Here is an 18,958-nt window from a genome sequence, read left to right as displayed (position 1 = left end):
AATTCAAGCAAAATAAAACCGCAGGTAGACGGATCGTCTATTTTCGGAAAAAGCCGGTATGGTCTGCCTGTGCCAATCTAGCCCCGTAAACCGGCATAGTTTTAAAATGGCACTTCGACAGTATTGATTCTCGCCCCGGCGCAACCGCCACTACAGCCCGTATTTCACGACGACACGGTTAATGCGACGACACCAAGGTTTGTAGAGAGCGGCCAAGAACACGCAGGTCGCAAGGCCGTGTGTGATATCGAACGGTACCGCCGTGGCAAGACGCGCCACGGCGCCCGCCCACGTGAGCGGTTGCACAAAACCAATGATGTCGTAGGCGTTAATCACGGCGCCATAGAGCAGGCCCGACGCAAAGCCGTACGCCATCAGCGCCGGCATGCGCACGGTTCCATCGGCACGGTCGAACGCACCCGCATGCGCCAGCGCGCCGCCAATATAGCCGACCAGACCCCAGGCATACATCTGCCACGGTGTCCACATGCCCTGCCCAAAAAAGAAATTGCTGGTCAGCACCGCCAGTGCACCGACCATAAAGCCGTTACGACGACCGAGCGTCGTCCCGGCGATAATGGCGATGGCGCTCACGGGTTTAAAGTCGGGAATGGGGCCAAACAAGATACGCCCCGCCGCGGCCAACGCCGCCAGAACCAGCGTGGGCATAATCTGGCGTAGGCCCGGTCGCGACGCCTCGTAGCCCGCAAAGAACAGCGCGAGCACCAGCGCCACCACGATAAGCATGGCAGGCGCCGCCTGCTCAACGCCTGCTAGCAACGCCGCGGCCATTACCGCTGGCACCGCCAGCAGCAGTGGGATCTCCAGTTTTGCGAGTAGGCGCAAGACGCGATAATCCGCCATCCCATCACGCCCTATAAAACACATTGTCGGCAAAAAAGTCGGCGGGCGGCTCCATGCAGGCAATCTCACCGTCGAACATCATGGCAATGTCATCGGCAACCTGCTCGGCAAAATCCAGATCGTGCGTTGCCATGATGACGGTACCGCCAGCCTCCGCATGGTCGCGCAGGGCGCGGGCGATGATGCGACGGCTGGCCAGGTCCAGACCCTTGGTGGGCTCATCGAGCAATAGCAGCTCGGGGCCGATCAACAGCAGCTTTGCCAACGCAAGCAGCTGGCGCTGCCCGCCCGAAAGATCGTACGGATGGCGCCCATCCAAGCCGGACAATCCCAGACTCGTCGCGCGCTCTCGCGCCATAGCCTCGTCATATCCGCAGGTCGAAGCCCATTCCATCAGCTCCTCGCGAACCGTCTCGGCAACCAGCAGCGCCTTGGGATTCTGAGGCAGCAGTGCCGCCGAGGCCGCCCCGCGCTCCATATGCCCACGCTGCAACTTGACCGTCTTGGCCAGCACCGAAAGCATTGTCGACTTACCGCAGCCGTTACCGCCCACAACAGCATGCACCGCGCCTGCCGAAAACGACGCATCGAGCCCGCGCAGCACCCAGCCGGACGCTCGATCGTAGCGAAACCAGCCCCCTGCCAGGGTGGTAGCCGACCCAGCGTGCATTTTTGGGAGTATTCGGCATCCACCGGCGCACGACGGCGCCCCCGAGTCGTCTTGCAACAGGATTTGCGCCTCAAATTCAGCCGATTTGTCCGATTTCGGTCTTTTTTTTGCGCCCGGAGCGCCCACGCGCGGGTCCAAATAGCCCGGCCGGCCACTGGCGCTGCTGAAAACTCCGTTTTTTGCACGCCACGAGCCACCCCACCCTGGCACCTCGCCAGAAAACAGCTCTTCGCGATGCCCCAAGGAGGCGATGTCAGCGACCTCGCATACGCGCCCGCCCTCAATCCGATACGCGCACGTCGCGTATTCGAGCATCGGGCGCGGCTGGTGCGTTGCCACAACAACCGTGCAGCCCAGCTCGCGATTCACGCGAAACAGCGCATGCAGAAAATTTTTCTCGGCAACGGGATCCAGTTGGGACGTGGGCTCGTCGAGCAGCAGCACGCGAGGGCGCAACGCCAGCACGGCTGCCAGCGACAGCAGCTGCTTGCGTCCGCCCGAAAGCGTATCGGTATCGCGGTGGAGCCAATCCTCCACCCCAAAGAAATAACTGGTCTCGGCCACGCGACGGCGCATCTCGTCGCGCGACATGCCTAAGTTTTCCAGGCCAAACGCCATCTCGTGCCACACGGTTTCGCACACAATCTGGTTCTCGGGGTCCTGAAACACATAGCCCACGTGCTCCGCGGACGCGCGAACGTCCATGTCGGCAACGCTTTCGCCCAGCATGCGCAGATCGCCGGAGCATTCGCCCGCCGGCGAAATCTCGGGCTTGAGCAACGAGAGTAATGTCGACTTGCCCGACCCGGTACCACCGACAAGCAACGCAAACGTCCCTTGGGGAACACGCCAATCGAGCCCCTCGAACACCGGCACTTCGGCCCCGGGGTAGGCAAAGCGCAGGCCCCGCACTTCAATCGCCGGCATATCCGAGCCGCACACCGCGTCCGCCATGATGCTCCCGTCCAACCGAGCCATCAGCCAAACCTCTTCTCGTCAATCGCATGCAGCACGCAGGGCAGCGCCATCCAGGTCGCGTATACAACATAGCCAGGCCACGGCGCTGGCACCGAAAGCTGCGGGTAAAACGAATACTGCATCGTCGCGGTCCACGCCACTGCCGCCGTGGCCACGCCAAACAGCGCAAGCCCAACCAGCGCGGCAACGTCGCCGCGCGCCAGCCGATACCGCGCGTACGTCGTGCGACGCGCCGCGGCGCCCCACCCACGGGAGCGCATGGCGTCCGCACGTTCCAGCGAATCTTCCATGCCCCAGCCCATCAACACGCTCGATGCCCGTAGGCGCGAACGCACGGGGTCGGCCGACGCGCGGCCCGGCACTTCAATCGCATCCTGCACCGCCAGCACCGTGCGACCGCGACGCAAAAACTGCGGGATAAGCCGCATACACATCGAGATCATGAGCGCGATCACCGGCGCGGTGTTACCCAAAAGCGCAAGCACCCTGTCGTAGCTAAGCATCGACGCCGCGGCCTCAAACCACAGCACGCTCGCCACAAACAGCCCGCCCATGCACAGGCCGTATACCATGCTCTCCAGATACACCGCACGCATGCCAATACGGAACAGTTCCGTCGAGCCCGAAGCGCTAAATAACGGGTTGAGCACCGCGATAATCAAAATCACCGGCAGCTGCCAGCGAAGCGCCCCCAACGTGCGTGCGACGCCGCGCGTCGCAAACCCATACGCCAGCCCGCCCGCAAGCGACAGCGCAAGCAGCACCGGTTGCATCGAGAACATGGTGAGCCCCAACGTCAGCACCATGTAGAGCGCCGGCACCGCCGGATGCGACATCGAAAATGCCGCGACGGGTTCGTTGCCCGATTCCTCTCGCATGATATCCACGGACACCCCCATCCCCTCGCTCAAACGCCAACGCCGCAGTGCCGCCGCCATGCACAACCAGCGCAAACGTCACGCCGGCGGCACCGACATCAGCCGCCATGCGCCAATCGTTACGCGCTCATCATATGCCTGCGGTATCATATTGCGCCGTGTATCGTTTCCAAACGCACGTCTCTATAACGTAACAGGAGATCACATGGACGCAACCGCAATTATCCTCGCCGCCGGCGAGGGCACCCGCATGAAGTCGAACCACTGCAAGGTTTCGCACAAGATCCTGGGCAAGCCCATGGTCCAGTGGATCGTCGACGCCACCATCAAGGCCGGCTGCAGCCGCGTCGTGGTCGTCATCGGCAGCCACGCCGACGAGATGCGCGCCCTTATCGACGGCGCCTACGCCAACAGCGCCACCAAGGTCGAGTGCGTCGAACAAACCGAGCGCCTGGGCACCGGCCACGCCGTAAAGGTCGCGCTCGAGGCATGCGGCATCATGCAAGGCCCCGTCGTCGTGCTCAACGGCGACCTGCCGCTCATCACCGCCGACACCGTCGCCAAGTTCGCAAAGACCGTCGCTACCGGCGAGCTCGCCTGCACCGTCATGACCATGACCCCGCCCGATCCCTTTGGCTACGGCCGCATCAAGCTGGGCGCCGACGGTCAGATCGAGCGCATCATCGAGCAGAAGGACTGCACGCCCGAGCAGGCCGCCACGCTGCTCGAGTGCAACGCCGGCTGCTACGCCTTCGACGGCGCGCAGCTCGCCGCCCACATCAGCGAGATCGGCAACGACAACGCGCAGTCCGAGTACTACCTGCCCGACATGCTCGAGATTCTCAAGGGCCACGGCCAGGCAGTCTCCATCTTCCACTGCGACGACTACCGCGACGGCCTGGGCGTCAACAGCCGCATCCAGCTCGCGCAACTCACCGCTATCGCGCGCGACCGCATCAACGAGCACTGGATGGCCGAGGGCGTTACCTTCATCGACCCCACGCAGGCCTGGATCGGCCCCGACGCCGTCATCGGCCGCGACACCGTCGTGTGGCCGCAGACGCACCTGATCGGCCGCGTCACCGTGGGCGAGGAGTGCCAGCTCGGCCCCAACAGCCGCCTCACCGACACCACCGTTGGCAGCGGCTGCACCATCGATGAGACTATCGCCATCGAGGCTGTCATCGAGAACGGCGTCGACTGCGGCCCGCGCGCCTACCTGCGCCCAGGCACCCACATGCTCGATGGCTCCAAGGCAGGCACACACGTGGAGATCAAGAAGTCCACGATCGGCGAGGGCTCCAAGGTGCCGCACCTGTCCTACATCGGCGACACCACCATGGGTTCCGGCGTCAACGTGGGCGCGGGCTCCATCACCTGCAACTACGACGGCGTGCACAAGCACAAGACCGTCATCGGCAAGGATGCCTTCATCGGTTCCGACACCATGATGGTCGCGCCCGCCCAGATCGGCGACGGCGCACTCGTGGCCGCCGGCTCCGTCATCACCGAGCCGGTCCCGGCTGACGCACTCGGCCTGGGCCGCGCCCGTCAGCTAAATATTGAGGGCTGGGCCGCCGATTATCGCCGCCGCCTGCACGAGGACGACGAGGTATAACGTTTTACCAAGCATCTAAGGAGCTGTTCCCATGGGGATGGCTCCTTTTTCTATGCTGACCTGCGCGACCGGATGAGTGGTCGGTTCGTGTCCGTTGACGGTAAAGACGTTATCAAGACCCGATAAACCCCGCCGCGCGGTTACAATGCAACAAGGCATCTATATGGCATTCGATATATAAAGGAGAAGGGTAATGCCGATTAATGATCCCGAGAAGTCGGAGAATATGCGCAAGTCCATCCGCGTGTATTCCGGTTCCTCCAACCGTCCCCTCGCTCAGAAGATCGCTGAGTACCTTGGGGTCGAGCTTTCGGGCCTTACGCTAAAGCAGTTCGCCAACGGTGAGATTTACGCCCGCTACGACGAGACCGTCCGCGGCGCCGACGTCTTCCTGATTCAGTCCGTGGCCGGCGGCAACGTCAACGACATGCTCATGGAGCTGCTCATCGCCACCGACGCTGCCAAGCGCGCATCCGCCCGCTCCATCACCGCCGTCATCACCCACTACGGCTATGCCCGCCAGGACCGCAAGGCCGGCCCGCGCGAGCCCATCACCGCCCGCCTCGTCGCCAACCTGCTCGAGCGCGCTGGCGTCAACCGCATCATCACCCTCGACCTGCATCAGGGCCAGATTCAGGGTTTCTTCGATATCCCGGTTAACCACCTGTCTGCACTGCCGCTGTTTGGCCAGTACTACAACGACATGCACTTCGACACCGACAACCTGGTTGTCGTCTCCCCCGACGTGGGTCGCGCCAAAGCTGCCAAGAAGCTCTCCGACATGCTCGGCTGCAGCCTCGCCATCGCCCACAAGGGCCGTCCGCGCCACAACGCCGCCGAGGTCATGGGCATCATCGGTGACATCAAGGGCAAGACCTGCATCATCAATGACGACATGATCGACACCGCTGGCACCCTGTGCGCCAACGTCAAGGAGCTCAAGGCCATGGGTGCCGGCGACATCTACGTGTGCGCCACCCACGGCATCTTCTCAGGCCCGGCCATCGAGCGCCTGAACGACGCCCCCATCGTCGAGTGCCTCGTCACCGATGCCATCCCCGTCGAGGTTGGCGGCAAGATCAAGACCATCTCGGTCGCCGAGGAGTTCGCCGAGGCCATCTCTGCCGTTTACCACGAGGAGCCCGTCTCCACGCTCGTCGGCGGCGACTTCGCGCTGTAATCCAGCGCGCATCACATCATCTTTGGTGTTTTTAAAGGGTCGGAGGCTCGCTTCCGACCCTTTTTTCTGCCCCTCGACAACCCGCCTTGGACAGTTAGTTCAGGTTTGTATTAATGTGGCATTCGTTTGAGCCATTTAATGCGTCGAAAGCTCTCTTGCCGGAATAATTCCGCTCGATTCCTCCACCTATGGATCTCTTCACCATGCCATTGGCCCCATTTTGCCCACCGAGTCCTTCAACAACGGCAATACACCCCGGTCACCTTGTACAAATCTGAACTAACTGTCCAGCACCCATCTCAGTAGATGCCTCCAAGGCCAACCCATCACTCCATTCTCCACTTTTCCAAGGCATTCCGTATGATGTCGTTACCGCCCGCGGCGCGCGACGCCCCTTTGAGCGAAAAGAACGACACGGCCATATCATTTCGCCAACGGCTTAGTACCTTATAGCTATGACAACCGTAATTTCACACCTCTCCGCCCTCCGCGCAATTCGCCGCGCTCGACGGGCGTACTCCGCCCTTCCCTGGGACGCCATCGATGACGAGCAACAGACACAAGCCCTCGTAGGTTGCGTTCCGAACAAGGACGCCATAGACTTTGCGGCCCTTGCAATACTTGACGCCTGGAGCGAAGACGACTCCGAGCGTCTAGACCTCTTTGTTGCAAGCGGCAGCAACAGACGACCCGACGGACGGCTCCTCCAGCACACCATCACCGCCCCTCTCCCCCAGGGCGCGATCATGCACATCGAAGCCGACATCTACGCAACGTCTCCCGCCATGACGGCCATGCTTTGTTCCAAAAATGAATCGGTTGCCAAAACCTTGATGCTTCTCATGGAACTGCTCGGAACCTACTCACTTCCGCCCGAAGCAACTTACCCCATCGCCTACGACGACACGTGGCCCGAGGCCAACAGCTTCGAAACGATGGACGATCTCGATTGCCAGGGCGATCAACCGACACCCGAAAAGCAATCCGAAACCCGCTACGAACAGGCACACTACAAATGCGAGCCCGCCACAACCATCGAAGAGCTCGAGGCAGTCGCACGGTTTGCCAAAAGTAGTTCCTACGCCTCGTTTCGCACAGCTATCAAACTTGCCCGGGCCGGATCCGCATCCCCAGCGGAATCATTGATGTTCGCCGTCCTGGGCGCACCCATGCGCTTTGGCGGATTCGGGTGTTGCAGCCTGCCCATGGGAGGCCTGCTGCTCAACTATCGAGTCGATTTCGACACCCTTGCGGTCAACATGTCCTCGGGCATCCCCTACGCCATCTGCGACTTATATTGCCCAGCAGCCGGAGTCGACAACGAATACAACGGAATTGGACATGAGCTTCAAAACGCTCGCATCCACGATGGCAATCGCAACAATGGCCTTAAGGCCATGGGTATCCACGTCCTGGTTATCAATCGTGACCAAATGAAGGACCTTGTTGCACTCGAAGCCTTCGCCCAGACGATGCATCGACTTGCGGGAGTTCGATTCCGCTACCGCATCAAGGGTTATCGCAAGCGTCAGGCCGCCTGGCTCAACACCCTGCGGGCCGGAATCGGCCTCGCGCCGGTCTAAAAGACTTTTACCCAGTGCTACCGAGCATGGCTGGACAGTTAGTTCAGATTTGTATAAACAGACGGCTCATTTCGAGATGGTTTGCCGCCATCCCGGCGCCAATCACCTCATTTGAAGACTCAAAAGATCTGAAATAGCGCAAATTGTGCTCCCCAAAGCGCCGTGACAGTTCCGTGGCCCCGATTTTGGCAGTCAAAGATCTCTTGGTTTATACAAATCTGAACTAACTGTCCATCCCGGCTTCTGACGACTGTCCAAACGCCCTCATGCAGCCTCAATCACCCTCCATTTGACAGCAGCAACGGGGTCGCTCACCATAGCAGGCGACAAATCGATGAAAGGAAGCACATGGCAGCTGCACAGCCGCTTAAGATTCGCATGGTTGCCGGACTTGGCAACCCTGGCGATGAGTATGCCGAGACCCGCCACAACGCAGGCTTTAAGGCGATCGACGAGCTGGCGCGTCAGGCCGGCGTCACGTACTGGAAAAACCAGGCCGGCGCCGAGGTCGCGCTCATCAACATCAACGATCCAGAGGAAGAGGGCGGCAAGCGCCAGATTGTGCTGGTCAAGCCGCAGTCGTACATGAACACCTCGGGCGGCCCCATCTCCAAACTTTGCCGCGAGTACAAAATCAAGGCCGAGGAGCTGCTCGTAATCCACGATGAGCTCGACATTCCCGCCCGCGACGTGCGCGTCAAGGTGGGCGGCGGCCACGCCGGCCACAACGGCCTGCGCTCCATCATCGACAAGATGGGCAGCCGCGACTTTAGCCGCATCCGCACCGGCATCGGCAACCCTCCCGGCAAGATGGCTGTCGCCGACTACGTGCTCAAGCAGCTGCGCGCCCGCGAGGCCGAGGACTTCCAGGACACCTGCGCCCGCGCCGCCGACGCCGCCGGCCTGGCGATTGTGCACGGCGTAATCTATGCCCGCGACCACGTCAACGGCTCCGCCTCTGCCAACGGCAAGCACTAAAACCTACCAAAAAGGGATGTTTATTTTGGCAGGTTTTATATGCGAAAACGCCGCAGCGGCCGCATCGCAATAAACCCTATGCCGCCATACATACCCAACGCCCTAAAAGGGGCCGGCCTCACCGATGTGCAAGGCCGGCCCCTTTTGTCGTTTTATCTGATAAAACCCGCCAAAATAAACCTGTCTCTTTGTGCTAGATCACTTTTCCCGCCTGCCAAAGATACACGCAAGCAACATGTCCATGAGGGTATAATTTGCACCGTATGTCTGCACAACGCCTGTGCGCGTACGGTTTTATTCGGGCTGCCGTCCATTTCCGTGGAGGCACGGTTCGGTTGCCCTAACAAGAGAGGGGTTCTATGTATAAGATCCTGGAGAAGACGCAGTTCTCGGAGAAGGTGTTCAAGTTCCGCATCGAGGCGCCTGCAATCGCCAAGCATGCGCACGCTGGACAGTTCCTCATGGTCCGCGCCAACGAGACGGGCGAGCGTGTCCCGTTTACTCTGGCCGGCTGGAACGGTGACGAGGGCTGGGTCGAGTTCATCTTCATGGTGATCGGCAAGACCACCGAGATGCTTTCCACCTACGAGGCCGGCGAGTCGCTGCGCGACGTCGTGGGCCCGCTGGGCGTTCCCACCGAGATGGCCGAGGGCCCCTGCGCCGTCATTGGCGGCGGCGTCGGCCTGGCAATTGCCTTCCCGGTCGCCAAGCACCTGGTCGAGACCGGCCACGAGGTGCACGCCATCATGGGCGCTCGCACCAAGGACCTCCTGCTCATGGAGGACCAGTTCCGCGAGCTCCTCGACGAGGACCACATCCACATCACCACCGACGACGGTTCCTACGGCGAGCAGGGCGTTGTCACCGCTCCGCTGGAGCGCCTGCTGCAGGACAAGGCCGTGAGCCAGGTCTTCTGCGTCGGCCCCGTTCCGATGATGAAGTTCTCGACCCTCACCGCCCAGAAGTACGACACCCCCATCACCGCGTCGCTCAACCCCATCATGGTTGACGGCACCGGTATGTGCGGCTGCTGCCGCGTCGAGGTGGGCGGCGTGACCAAGTTCGCTTGCGTCGACGGCCCCGACTTCGATGCCACCCTGGTCGACTGGGATGACCTTCGTGCCCGCCAGGCCGCTTACCGTTCCGAAGAGGGCGAGTCCCTCAAGGCCTATGAGGAAAAGAGCTGCGCATGCCACTAGTTAACGGTCGTTTCGTTGCCGATATGAAGTCGCCCCGCACCCCCGATAACGAGGAGCCGGCTGCCGAGCGCGCCTGCGACTTCCGCCCCGTCGACAAGGGCTTCACCGAGGAGATGGCGCTGGCCGAGGCCGAGCGCTGCCTCAACTGCAAGAAGCCGTTCTGCGTCGAGGGCTGCCCCGTCAACATCAACATTCCCCGCTTTATCGAGCAAATCCGCGAGAAGGACTTTGGCGGCGCCCTCGATACCATCCGCGAGGACTCCATGCTTCCCGCCATCTGCGGCCGCGTCTGCCCGCAGGAGAACCAGTGTGAGGGCAAGTGCATCCGTGGTAAGAAGTCCGAGCCCGTGGCCATCGGCCAGCTCGAGCGCTTCCTGGGTGACCGCCCCGAGCTCGCTTCCACGCCCAAGATGGCTCCCAAGAACGGCAAGAAGGTCGCCGTCGTCGGCTCCGGCCCGTCCGGCATCACCTGCGCCGGCGAGCTCGCCCGTAACGGCTTTGACGTCACCGTCTTTGAGGCCTTCTTTACCGGCGGCGGCGTGCTGGTCTATGGCATCCCCGAGTTCCGTCTGCCCAAGGCAGTCGTCAAGCGCGAGATTGACGGTCTGGAGGACATGGGCGTCAAGTTTGAGTACAACTCCGTCGTGGGCAACATGGCCACGGCCGATGAGCTGTTCGAGCAGGGCTTCGACGCCATCTACGTGGCGACCGGCGCTGGCCTGCCCAAGTTCCTCAACGTCCCCGGCGAGAACCTGCCCAACGTCTTCTTCGCAAACGAGTACCTCACCCGCGTGAACCTGATGAAGGCCAACAAGTTCCCCGAGTACGACACCCCCACCAAGCACGGCAAGAACGTCGTCGTCTTTGGCGGCGGCAACGTGGCTATGGACGCTGTCCGTACCGCCAAGCGCCTGGGCGCCGAGCACGCCATCATCGCCTACCGTCGTACCGAGGACGAGATGCCCTGCCGTCGCGCTGAGCTGCACCATGCTAAGGCCGAGGGCGTCGAGGTTCTGCCGCTCGTCTCCCCGCTCGAGTTTGTCGCTGGCGAGGACGGCTCCGTGTGCGCCGTCAAGGTCCAGAAGATGGAGCTCGGCGAGCCCGACGAGTCCGGCCGTCGTCGCCCGGTGCCCATCGAGGGCGCCATCGAGGAGATCCCCTGCGACGTCGCGATCTCGGCTATCGGTACCAACGCCAACCCCTTCGCTGCCAAGATCGGCGGCAAGATGGAGCTCAACAAGTGGGGCTACATCGTCGCCGACGAGGAGACCGGCCAGACCACCGATCCCCGCATCTGGGCCGGCGGCGACATCGTCACCGGTGCCGCTACGGTCATTCTGGCGATGGGCGCCGGCAAGAAGGCCGCCGCTTCCATCACCAAGAGCCTGCTGGGTGAGTAATCACCTACAGCGCTAACCACCAAACGGCAAAGTCCCCGTCGGGCACACGCCCGGCGGGGACTTTTTCTATGCCGGCCGCCCGATCACCATAAAGGAAATGGGCACCTTTGCGGTGGCTTTTGGTCGGCTAGCCTTCGAGCTGAGCCACCTTGTAGCGGTAGGCAGCGGCGATGACGTCTTTGCAGCCCTCGCGGCCCAGCTTGGCGCGGTTGACGACGATATCCTTGCCGCTCGTCATCTTCCACTTTCCGGCGCTGTAGCGCTTATAGAACGCCTCGCGTGCCTTCTGCTGCTGCTTGACCAGCTTGGCGCCCTTCTTTTTGTTGAGCCCACGCTTCTTGCGCACGATCTCGACGCGGTCCTCAAAGGGTGCGGTCACCAACACGGCAATGTGATTAGGGTTGTTACGCAGCAGGTAATCGGACAGGCGACCCTCGATAATGCAGCTCTCGGTCTCGCCCAGGTCCAAAATCACCTGGCTCATCTTTTGGAACAACTTGTCCGAGTACGAACGCGCATCGTAGCGGTCGGGCAGAAACGCCATGTTCTCCACGGCCAGACGCTCGTCATAGGCGGCCATCTTATCGAGCGACTCACCCGCGCGCATCGACGCACGCACCAGCAGCTCGTTGTCGTACAGCGGAATTCCCAACTCGTTGGCAAGCATGCGGCCAATCTCGTGGCCCTCGGCGCCAAAGTCGCGCGCGATGGTAATGACCACAGGATTCTTCTTGTTCTCCAGATCGCTCATCGCGATTCCTTTCTCTATGTGACAAAGGGACAGTCCCTTTGTCACATTCATTTTGCCCCCACCTTCGTCCTGGTTTCCCAAGTGCGGCAGATTGCCCCGAAAGAGGAGCGCCGCGTACTAAATGTACGCAAGCGACGATTGAGGGGCAAGGTGCCGTGCTTGGGGAAGCAGGACTATGCGGCCACAATGCGACGTTGATATGCCCTCACCAGCAGCGAGATACCAAAGTTGAGCACAAAGTACATCGCAAACACCAGGCCGTAGAGCATAAGCACCTGCGACAGGTCGATCGCGTGGGCCATCACGACGTTTGCCGTGTACATGAGCTCGGCCACGTTAATGCCCGAAAGATACGAGCTGTCCTTGATGACGGTCGTGCACTGGCTAAACAGCGCCGGAATGATCGTCTTAAACGTCTGCGGCAGAATGATATAGCGCATGGTGGCAAAGAAGCCAAAACCCTGGCTCTGCGCCGCCTCAAACTGGCCGCGCGGAATCGAGTTGAGGCCGCCGCGCACAATCTCGGCCATAACAGCGCTGGTAAACAGCGTAAAGGCGATGGTCGAAATCACAATGTCCAAACCCTGCACCGTAAAGTAGATAAACAGGATCCACAGCAAGTTTGGCGTGCAACGGAACAGCTCGATATAGGCGCTCACCAAAATACGAAATGGACGGGGCGCGTAGCTTTTAACGAGCGCCAGCACCGTGCCAAAGATGAGCGAGAAAAAGATCGACAGCGCCGAGATCTCGATCGTCTTAACAAAGCCGCCCCAAATGTAGAGCAGGTTGGTCGCGTTGAAGATTTCCATGCGCTAGGCCTCCTCTACGTTGTCGAGCCCCAGCTCGGCCAGGCTCACGCCGCGCGGACGCTCCTTGGAGCGGCGCTCGAGCCACTGCACCAGCATGGCGAGCGGAAAGCAGATGATGAAATACATAAGGCAGCAGACGATGTATCCCTGCAGGTAACCGTACAGACTCACAAAGTTGTCGGAACGGTACATAAGGTCGCCGCCGGCCACAAGCGCCAGCACCGACGTGTTTTTGACCAGGTTAAGTGCCTGGTTGCACAGCGGCGGCAGAATGATCTTGAACGTCTGGGGCAGCACGATGTAGCAGTATGCCTGCGCACGGGTGAAGCCCTGGCTCTGGGCCGCCTCCATCTGGCCACGCGGAACGGCCTCGATACCGGTACGGATGACCTCCGAAATGTAGGCAGCGTGATACAGGCCCACGCCCAAGAAGCCCAGCACAAACGGCGCGATACGCACCGGCTGGTCGGCACCGGTTATGGCCTGCAAAAACTGCGGACCGGCCATGTACATAAAGAGCACCTGCACGGGTAGCGGGGTGTTCTGGTAAAACTCCACGTACACGCGGCTTATGGCGCGCAGAACGCGAGAACGAGTGGTAGAGAGCACGCCCAGCAGCGTGCCCAGCACCAGAGACAGCAGCAGGCCGGCAACGACCACCTGCATCGTCACGCCAAAGCCCCCCCAGAAGGGCCCCATGTTTTGGAATGTCGTCGACCAGCGGTCGGCGTCAAACAATCCTTCGAGCATTTGATTCCTTCCTTGGACGATGCGCCTATACAAGACCCCAGGTCTTGACCTCTTGGTCGAGCCAGCCGTCGGCCAGGCGATCGCATATCACCTGATCGACCACGGCCGAAAGATCGCAGCCCTTCTTGGTCGCCACGCCGTAGCCCTGCTCGCCAAACTTGACCTCGGGTTGCAGCAGCTCAACGGTCTCGTTCATGTAACCGGCCAGCGTGGAGCGGTCCATGGCAAAGACGTCGATGTTGCCGGCATCGAGCGAACTCTTGATGATGGGGTAGCCGCTAAAGGCCCTAAACTCGGGATCGCAGCTAAAGCCGTTGTCCTTGATCATCTGCTCGATCAGGCCCTGCGTGGTTGCACCCTGGCTCACGCCAATGACTTTGCCGTCCAGGTCCTCAATCGAGGTAAAGCCCGAACGTTTCTTGACCATGAGTCCCACGTAGTCGGTGCGGTACGGCGTCGAGAAATCCCAGCTCTTCTTGCGCTCGTCGGTGATGGTGTAGGTCGCCGCGACCACGTCGAGCTGGCCGTTATCGATCAGCGGGCCGCGCGTCTTGGGCGTTACGTCAGTAAACTCGACAAGCTCCTGGGCACGGGCCTCCTTGTAGCTCACGCCAAAGACGGCAGCGGCGATCTGGTAGCACAAATCGACCTCCATGCCCTCAAAGCGGCCCTTGGCGGTGTCGTAATAGCCGTAGCCAGGAACGTCCTTCTTAACGCCGGCATTCAGATGGCCACGCGACTTGATGGCCGCAAGCTTAGACCCCTTGTCGGAGTCCTCGCCGCCGGTGGAGTTGCCGCAACCGGTAAGCGCGGTCCCCGTCAGCGCGAGCATACCGGCGGCCGCCAGCTGCAAAAAGTGGCGGCGCGACACGGCCGCCCTCGTCATATCCGTCATGTCCATCACCGCGCCTAGTGCAGAATCTTGGACAGAAACTCGCGGCAGCGCGGGTTCTCGGGGTTATCGAAGAAGTGCTCGGGTGTGCCCTCCTCCAGGATGCGGCCGTCCTCCATAAAGATGACGCGGTCGGCCACCTGGCGCGCAAAGCCCATCTCGTGCGTCACGCAGATCATGGTGATATCCTCCTGCGCGAGCTCGATCATAACGTCCAGGACTTCCTGGACCATCTCGGGGTCGAGTGCCGAGGTCGGCTCGTCAAACAGGATGATGGGCTGCTTGGTGCACAGGGCACGGGCAATGGCGATGCGCTGCTGCTGACCGCCCGAGAGGTTCTGCGGATACTCGCCGGCCTTATGCGCCATGCCGACGCGCTTGAGCGCGGCGATGGCGATCTCGGTCGCCTCCTCCTTACTCTTCTTTTGCAGCTTGATGGGCGCGAGCGTCAGGTTGCCCAGCACCGTCATGTTGGGATATAGGTTGAACTGCTGAAACACCATGGAGCTGTACTTGCGAGCCATCTCCAGATGATTCTTCTTGGTGAGCGGCGTACCGTCGATGATGACCTCGCCCGACGTGGGCTCCTCCAGATAATCGACGCAACGGATGAGCGTCGACTTGCCTGAGCCGGAAGGCCCGATCATTACGAGCTTCTCGCCGCGCTTGACGGTGAGGTTGATATCTTTGAGCACATGCAGGTCGCCAAAGTACTTGTTGAGATGCTTGATCTCGATCATGTCTGCCATGAATATCCCTTCCCTGCGCTTACACGAATTGCTCTATTTTACGGAAAGAACCACGTTTCCGCAGCCCACACTACATTCCCGTAAAGAACCCGCAACCTTTAACCCACTCATTGGGGACAGGCTTAAATGAGTACCCAGCCCACCAAAAAGGGGCGCGACCATGACGGCCATACCCCTCAAGACCCGAAAATAATACAACCGCCCTTGTTGAGCATAAGTCAGCGAAAACCCGTACACGCGAGCAAGGTGACGTGAAATGAAAGGGCGCAGACCTCATGGTCGCGCCCTTGAAATTGAACGTCAGATTGCCGCGTGTACGGGTTTGCAGCGTCGAGCCGTTACGCGGTTTGGTAAAACCGCGTAACAAATTACACGAGTTTGCCGCCGACGATCTTTGCCGCGGCCGGCTTATCGAAGTTGCCGCCGGTGGCCTTGCCGAGCGCCCCCATAACCTGGCCCATCTGCTTCTTGGACGTGGCGCCCAGCTCGGCGATGACCTGCTCGATCAGCGCCTCGAGCTCCTCACCCGAAACCTGGGCGGGCAGCAGGCTCTCCAGAATCTTGACCTGCTCGGTTAGGTTGTCGGTACGATCTTGATCGGTACCGGCCTTGATGGACATCTCCAACGTCTCGCTTGTCTGCTTAATCAGACGCTTGATCATGCTGTTGACGTCTTCCTCGGTCACGTCGCGGCGCTCGTTGACCTCGATGTTCTTAACCTCGGCCTTGACCTGGCGAATGATAGACAGGCGAACCTTGTCCTTGGCCTTCATGGCGGCAATCATTTCCTGCTGCAGCTCTTCGTTGGTCATCTGCAAATCCTCCTCAATAACATGGGCGGCGCCCGCACGAGCACCGCCCCTTGATTACTCAGTCGTCGACGAATCGTCGGTCGAGCTCTTGGTGACGCCCTTCAGGCTCACGTTATAGGGCACGTCCTTGGGCATGGGGTTGACGGTAATGTCGGCATCCTTCGTGTACTTCTCCAGCCACTCGTTGTATGCCGTGCCCGATGCCTGGGTCTTCACCACATTGGAAACGTACTTCTTAATAGCCTTGGGCACCTGATTGATGTCATCGACCTGGCCATCGACATGGAAGTAGTCGGTGCACTTGATGATGTGGTAGCCATACGTCGACTCGACCACATCGCTCATATCGCCCTTGTTAAGGCCCTCGAGCGCCGTCTGGTAGCTGTCGACAAAGGTGGTGAGCTTATCCCAGCCCACGTCACCCTTCTTCTCCCTGGAACCGGTGTCGTCGGAATACTGCTTCACGGCATCCTCAAAGCTCAGCTCGCCGGAGTGGATCTTATCCAGGCACTCCTGCGCCTTGGCCTTGACGGCGGCCTTGTCCTCGTCGGAAGCGTCGGAATCAACCTTGATCAGGATGTTCGACGAGCGGCGGGCATCGTTGTAGTTAGACAGGTTCTCGTTAATGTAATCGACAATCTCGCTGTCCTTGGGCTTGCTGGTGGGAGCAACGGCATCCTTAAGCTTCTGCTGCGCCAGGCTCTCCTTGAGCGAGTCCTTGTAGGTGTCCTCGGTATAGCCGTAGGTCTTAAGGGTCTCCTTAAAGGTCTTGGCGCCGCCCGCGCTCTTGCAGGCGTCCTTCCAAGCCTTCTCTACTTCCTCGTCCGAAACCGTCACGCCGTTCTCCTTCTGCGCCTGCTGGAGCAGAATCTGCTGCGTATAGGAATCGATGAGCTGTTTGCGGTACTTCTTGGGCGTCAGGTCGTTATTGACCAGGTACTGCGCCCAATCCTTGTCCTTGGTATAGCCGTAGGACGTGCGCATGCTCATGATCTGCTTGGTTACGGTGTCCTCGGTGAGATTGGTTCCGTTGACGGTAGCAGCCACACCGCCGGTCAGTTTGTAACCCGAGTTATTGTTCTCGGTCTGCGACATCAAACCGGAGCACGCCATCGCCGAGACGGAAAGCAGCATCGCCAGCACGCCGATAACCACCAGGACGATCTTGACGGTCTTAGACACGTACGTCTTGCGCTGCTTCTTGCGAGAGCTGGAGGCGGCGCGGGCCTGCTGCTCGGGCGTCGGCGCGGCCTCGGAGTTCTTTTTCTTATTTGCCATAGTTGGCCTTTCGCATAACGAATCGAACAAACGTCATTGTGTCACAACGCAACCCCGCGGCACACCTGGTGCATGGGAGACAGGTTAATCTGCACCATTTTGGTGCAAAGGGGACAGCTCCGACAGCTAGGGACGTTCCTTTTCTGCCGGCAGTTAGGGACGGTCCCCAAATGCCGGCCCTAGAAGTGGCGGCGGATGGCGTCGACCATGCCCTGGGACGAAGTCTGACCGAGCACGTCGGCTGCGGCGTCGGCATCCATAAAGATATTCATAAGCGCTTGCAGGGCCTCGACCTGGCCGCCCGGCTCGGCAATACCCAGATTGATGATGATCTGCGCCGGCACGGGGGCACCCATGCCCGCCATAGCATTGAACGTCACGGGCACGGAGGGCTTAATCACCGCAATATAGGGCTTAGCCACAAACCCCGGATCGGTATGCGGAATGGCAATATTGGCCGCCGGCATGGCGAGGCCTGTGGGATAGATGTCCTCGCGCGTACGGACGGCATCGAGCCAACCGGACGCAATGTAGCCGTGCGGAGCGAGCTCGCCCTCGAGTCGCGCAAACACCTCATCCGGCGTCGCGCACTCCCAATCAAAAAACACCAGCTCAGGCGCGAATAGCATCTCGGCGTTATCCGCCATACCGTCCTCCAAAGTTGCATGAGGTTCACAATGCCCCATATGATAGCGAAACCAGACAGGCAAGGTTAGCCGAGGATCCCAATCATCTCGAGTGCGCGGGCAGGCGTCAAGCACACCTCGGGCATCGCCTCCAGCATGCGCCGATCGCTCGTGACCACGTAGTCAACATCTGCCGTCTCGCCCGAAGCGATGATGAGGTTGTCTTCGAGATCCGGCATGCGCTTGCCAAGCATGCGCGCCATCTCGCACTCTGCCAACGAAAGCGGAGAGGCAGTTGCCACCTGCATCATATGCTCGATGCAGGCCCATGACGCCGAGGCAAACGAAACGTTAATCCCATTCGCATTCCGCCGAGCCAGACGCCGAGGCAGGATATAGAACACATCCTTTGCCGTCGTGGGCGTGTACAGAAGGTCAATCTTTCCCGCCTCGGCCAGTTCAACTAATCTCTTCGCTTCGTCGAACGCCCCCTCTTGCAGGTAATAATCGAGCCAAACGTTCGTATCTACCAAGAGATGCTTTGCCTCGATCATCGACAATTCGCCTCAATATCGGCAATCATCGTGTCATACATATCATCTCGTACGGCATCCCAGTCTTCCGCAGATGATCCAACTGGCGCAAAATCCAAAACATTTAGCCCCAGCGATGAAAAAGCTAGGCCACACCCCTGCTCAGCCAGGCTCTCCGCGCGGGGCGCCTCGCGCTTATCCGTCACCATAAATCCCGGCAACGCTTGATGCTCGACAAGATAGGCCCAAAGCGCACGAACGGCATCGCTCGGCCCCAATCCATTGCGTGTCAGGACCGCATCGCCACCAGCCTTGAGCATAGGATCGATTCGTGTGTTGAGCTGCACCGTTGCTGCACCCATAGCGGCTCCTCTCTACTTGCTAGCAGTATAGCAAACATAAAAGGC

19 protein-coding genes are annotated in these 18,958 nt (G+C 60.3%); 6 read left to right on the top strand and 13 right to left on the bottom strand.

The window, feature by feature from the left end; genetic code table 11:
* Positions 1–150: 150 nt before the first annotated feature.
* From ACTNB2_RS06615 to ACTNB2_RS06605, 3 genes are read right to left on the bottom strand one after another with little or no spacing between them, the layout of a single operon-like run.
* Positions 151–864: a DUF6580 family putative transport protein gene (locus ACTNB2_RS06615; protein ID WP_441041487.1), complete on the bottom strand. Its 714-nt coding sequence runs from the start codon at positions 862–864 to the stop codon at positions 151–153.
* A gap of 4 nt (positions 865–868) precedes the next feature.
* Positions 869–2,488, bottom strand: a complete 1,620-nt coding sequence (locus ACTNB2_RS06610; protein WP_441045733.1) for an ABC transporter ATP-binding protein — start codon at positions 2,486–2,488, stop codon at positions 869–871.
* 23 nt (positions 2,489–2,511) lie between these two features.
* Positions 2,512–3,390, bottom strand: a complete 879-nt coding sequence (locus ACTNB2_RS06605) for an energy-coupling factor transporter transmembrane component T (protein ID WP_441041554.1) — start codon at positions 3,388–3,390, stop codon at positions 2,512–2,514.
* Between the two features lie 205 nt (positions 3,391–3,595).
* Between ACTNB2_RS06605 and glmU the strand changes: the two genes are divergently transcribed.
* The 6 genes from glmU to gltA all read left to right on the top strand — a co-directional run bounded on the left by glmU (position 3,596) and on the right by gltA (position 11,348).
* Positions 3,596–5,008 (top strand): bifunctional UDP-N-acetylglucosamine diphosphorylase/glucosamine-1-phosphate N-acetyltransferase GlmU, encoded by a 1,413-nt coding sequence (gene glmU / locus ACTNB2_RS06600; protein ID WP_427717998.1) that lies wholly within the window; start codon positions 3,596–3,598, stop codon positions 5,006–5,008.
* A 193-nt stretch (positions 5,009–5,201) separates the two neighbouring features.
* Positions 5,202–6,188: a ribose-phosphate diphosphokinase gene (locus ACTNB2_RS06595; protein WP_154516678.1), complete on the top strand. Its 987-nt coding sequence runs from the start codon at positions 5,202–5,204 to the stop codon at positions 6,186–6,188.
* 455 nt (positions 6,189–6,643) lie between these two features.
* Entirely contained in the window at positions 6,644–7,771 is a 1,128-nt protein-coding gene (locus ACTNB2_RS06590) for a hypothetical protein (protein WP_441044792.1), read from the top strand.
* Between the two features lie 348 nt (positions 7,772–8,119).
* The gene (gene pth / locus ACTNB2_RS06585; RefSeq protein WP_441041483.1) at positions 8,120–8,749 is read left to right on the top strand and encodes an aminoacyl-tRNA hydrolase; all 630 of its coding nucleotides are present in this window, start codon (positions 8,120–8,122) and stop codon (positions 8,747–8,749) included.
* A gap of 359 nt (positions 8,750–9,108) precedes the next feature.
* Positions 9,109–9,948, top strand: coding sequence for a sulfide/dihydroorotate dehydrogenase-like FAD/NAD-binding protein (locus tag ACTNB2_RS06580; protein ID WP_006235793.1), 840 nt, complete (start codon positions 9,109–9,111; stop codon positions 9,946–9,948).
* On the top strand, positions 9,939–11,348 hold the full coding sequence (gltA, locus tag ACTNB2_RS06575) for an NADPH-dependent glutamate synthase (protein WP_427728860.1): 1,410 nt from the start codon (positions 9,939–9,941) through the stop codon (positions 11,346–11,348). Before ACTNB2_RS06580 ends, gltA begins: the two co-directional genes overlap by 10 nt.
* 127 nt (positions 11,349–11,475) lie before the next feature.
* On the opposite strand, the gene ACTNB2_RS06570 is transcribed toward gltA, so the two are convergent.
* From ACTNB2_RS06570 to ACTNB2_RS06525, 10 genes are all read right to left on the bottom strand, one after another.
* Positions 11,476–12,099: an AAA family ATPase gene (locus ACTNB2_RS06570; protein WP_427717988.1), complete on the bottom strand. Its 624-nt coding sequence runs from the start codon at positions 12,097–12,099 to the stop codon at positions 11,476–11,478.
* Between the two features lie 173 nt (positions 12,100–12,272).
* Positions 12,273–12,911 carry an amino acid ABC transporter permease gene (locus ACTNB2_RS06565; protein WP_055285379.1) on the bottom strand — a complete coding sequence of 213 codons (639 nt, stop codon included), beginning with the start codon at positions 12,909–12,911 and terminating at the stop codon, positions 12,273–12,275.
* Between the two features lie 3 nt (positions 12,912–12,914).
* The gene (locus ACTNB2_RS06560) at positions 12,915–13,661 is read right to left on the bottom strand and encodes an amino acid ABC transporter permease (protein ID WP_441041481.1); all 747 of its coding nucleotides are present in this window, start codon (positions 13,659–13,661) and stop codon (positions 12,915–12,917) included.
* Positions 13,662–13,686: 25 nt separating this feature from the next.
* Positions 13,687–14,562, bottom strand: coding sequence for a transporter substrate-binding domain-containing protein (locus ACTNB2_RS06555; RefSeq protein WP_441041479.1), 876 nt, complete (start codon positions 14,560–14,562; stop codon positions 13,687–13,689).
* Positions 14,563–14,570: 8 nt separating this feature from the next.
* Entirely contained in the window at positions 14,571–15,302 is a 732-nt protein-coding gene (locus ACTNB2_RS06550) for an amino acid ABC transporter ATP-binding protein (protein ID WP_055251548.1), read from the bottom strand.
* 368 nt (positions 15,303–15,670) lie between these two features.
* Positions 15,671–16,114, bottom strand: a complete 444-nt coding sequence (locus ACTNB2_RS06545) for a GatB/YqeY domain-containing protein (protein WP_427717979.1) — start codon at positions 16,112–16,114, stop codon at positions 15,671–15,673.
* 54 nt (positions 16,115–16,168) lie between these two features.
* Positions 16,169–17,392 (bottom strand): peptidylprolyl isomerase, encoded by a 1,224-nt coding sequence (locus ACTNB2_RS06540; RefSeq protein ID WP_441041477.1) that lies wholly within the window; start codon positions 17,390–17,392, stop codon positions 16,169–16,171.
* Between the two features lie 179 nt (positions 17,393–17,571).
* Positions 17,572–18,039 (bottom strand): PTS sugar transporter subunit IIA, encoded by a 468-nt coding sequence (locus ACTNB2_RS06535; RefSeq protein WP_441041475.1) that lies wholly within the window; start codon positions 18,037–18,039, stop codon positions 17,572–17,574.
* 65 nt (positions 18,040–18,104) lie between these two features.
* Entirely contained in the window at positions 18,105–18,572 is a 468-nt protein-coding gene (locus ACTNB2_RS06530; protein ID WP_427747589.1) for a PIN domain-containing protein, read from the bottom strand.
* The gene (locus ACTNB2_RS06525; RefSeq protein WP_441041474.1) at positions 18,569–18,913 is read right to left on the bottom strand and encodes a type II toxin-antitoxin system RelB/DinJ family antitoxin; all 345 of its coding nucleotides are present in this window, start codon (positions 18,911–18,913) and stop codon (positions 18,569–18,571) included. The genes ACTNB2_RS06530 and ACTNB2_RS06525 overlap by 4 nt, the downstream gene beginning before the upstream one ends.
* Positions 18,914–18,958 lie beyond the last annotated feature (45 nt).

The organism is Collinsella sp. HCP28S3_G2 (genome assembly GCF_052065125.1).
Taxonomy (GTDB): domain Bacteria; phylum Actinomycetota; class Coriobacteriia; order Coriobacteriales; family Coriobacteriaceae; genus Collinsella.
The sequence above is the reverse complement of the archived record's forward strand: the minus strand, read 5'-3'. Positions and strand labels throughout refer to the sequence as shown.

What these genes read in the sequence shown, in the direction of transcription:
- ACTNB2_RS06615 (WP_441041487.1), bottom strand. Translation starts at nt 864, where the DNA reads ATGGCGGATTATCGCGTCTTGCGCCTACTCGCAAAACTGGAGATCCCA.
- ACTNB2_RS06610 (WP_441045733.1), bottom strand. Translation starts at nt 2,488, where the DNA reads ATGGCGGACGCGGTGTGCGGCTCGGATATGCCGGCGATTGAAGTGCGG.
- ACTNB2_RS06605 (WP_441041554.1), bottom strand. Translation starts at nt 3,390, where the DNA reads ATGCGAGAGGAATCGGGCAACGAACCCGTCGCGGCATTTTCGATGTCG.
- glmU (WP_427717998.1), top strand. Translation starts at nt 3,596, where the DNA reads ATGGACGCAACCGCAATTATCCTCGCCGCCGGCGAGGGCACCCGCATG.
- ACTNB2_RS06595 (WP_154516678.1), top strand. Translation starts at nt 5,202, where the DNA reads ATGCCGATTAATGATCCCGAGAAGTCGGAGAATATGCGCAAGTCCATC.
- ACTNB2_RS06590 (WP_441044792.1), top strand. Translation starts at nt 6,644, where the DNA reads ATGACAACCGTAATTTCACACCTCTCCGCCCTCCGCGCAATTCGCCGC.
- pth (WP_441041483.1), top strand. Translation starts at nt 8,120, where the DNA reads ATGGCAGCTGCACAGCCGCTTAAGATTCGCATGGTTGCCGGACTTGGC.
- ACTNB2_RS06580 (WP_006235793.1), top strand. Translation starts at nt 9,109, where the DNA reads ATGTATAAGATCCTGGAGAAGACGCAGTTCTCGGAGAAGGTGTTCAAG.
- gltA (WP_427728860.1), top strand. Translation starts at nt 9,939, where the DNA reads ATGCCACTAGTTAACGGTCGTTTCGTTGCCGATATGAAGTCGCCCCGC.
- ACTNB2_RS06570 (WP_427717988.1), bottom strand. Translation starts at nt 12,099, where the DNA reads ATGAGCGATCTGGAGAACAAGAAGAATCCTGTGGTCATTACCATCGCG.
- ACTNB2_RS06565 (WP_055285379.1), bottom strand. Translation starts at nt 12,911, where the DNA reads ATGGAAATCTTCAACGCGACCAACCTGCTCTACATTTGGGGCGGCTTT.
- ACTNB2_RS06560 (WP_441041481.1), bottom strand. Translation starts at nt 13,661, where the DNA reads ATGCTCGAAGGATTGTTTGACGCCGACCGCTGGTCGACGACATTCCAA.
- ACTNB2_RS06555 (WP_441041479.1), bottom strand. Translation starts at nt 14,562, where the DNA reads ATGGACATGACGGATATGACGAGGGCGGCCGTGTCGCGCCGCCACTTT.
- ACTNB2_RS06550 (WP_055251548.1), bottom strand. Translation starts at nt 15,302, where the DNA reads ATGGCAGACATGATCGAGATCAAGCATCTCAACAAGTACTTTGGCGAC.
- ACTNB2_RS06545 (WP_427717979.1), bottom strand. Translation starts at nt 16,114, where the DNA reads ATGACCAACGAAGAGCTGCAGCAGGAAATGATTGCCGCCATGAAGGCC.
- ACTNB2_RS06540 (WP_441041477.1), bottom strand. Translation starts at nt 17,392, where the DNA reads ATGGCAAATAAGAAAAAGAACTCCGAGGCCGCGCCGACGCCCGAGCAG.
- ACTNB2_RS06535 (WP_441041475.1), bottom strand. Translation starts at nt 18,039, where the DNA reads ATGGCGGATAACGCCGAGATGCTATTCGCGCCTGAGCTGGTGTTTTTT.
- ACTNB2_RS06530 (WP_427747589.1), bottom strand. Translation starts at nt 18,572, where the DNA reads ATGATCGAGGCAAAGCATCTCTTGGTAGATACGAACGTTTGGCTCGAT.
- ACTNB2_RS06525 (WP_441041474.1), bottom strand. Translation starts at nt 18,913, where the DNA reads ATGGGTGCAGCAACGGTGCAGCTCAACACACGAATCGATCCTATGCTC.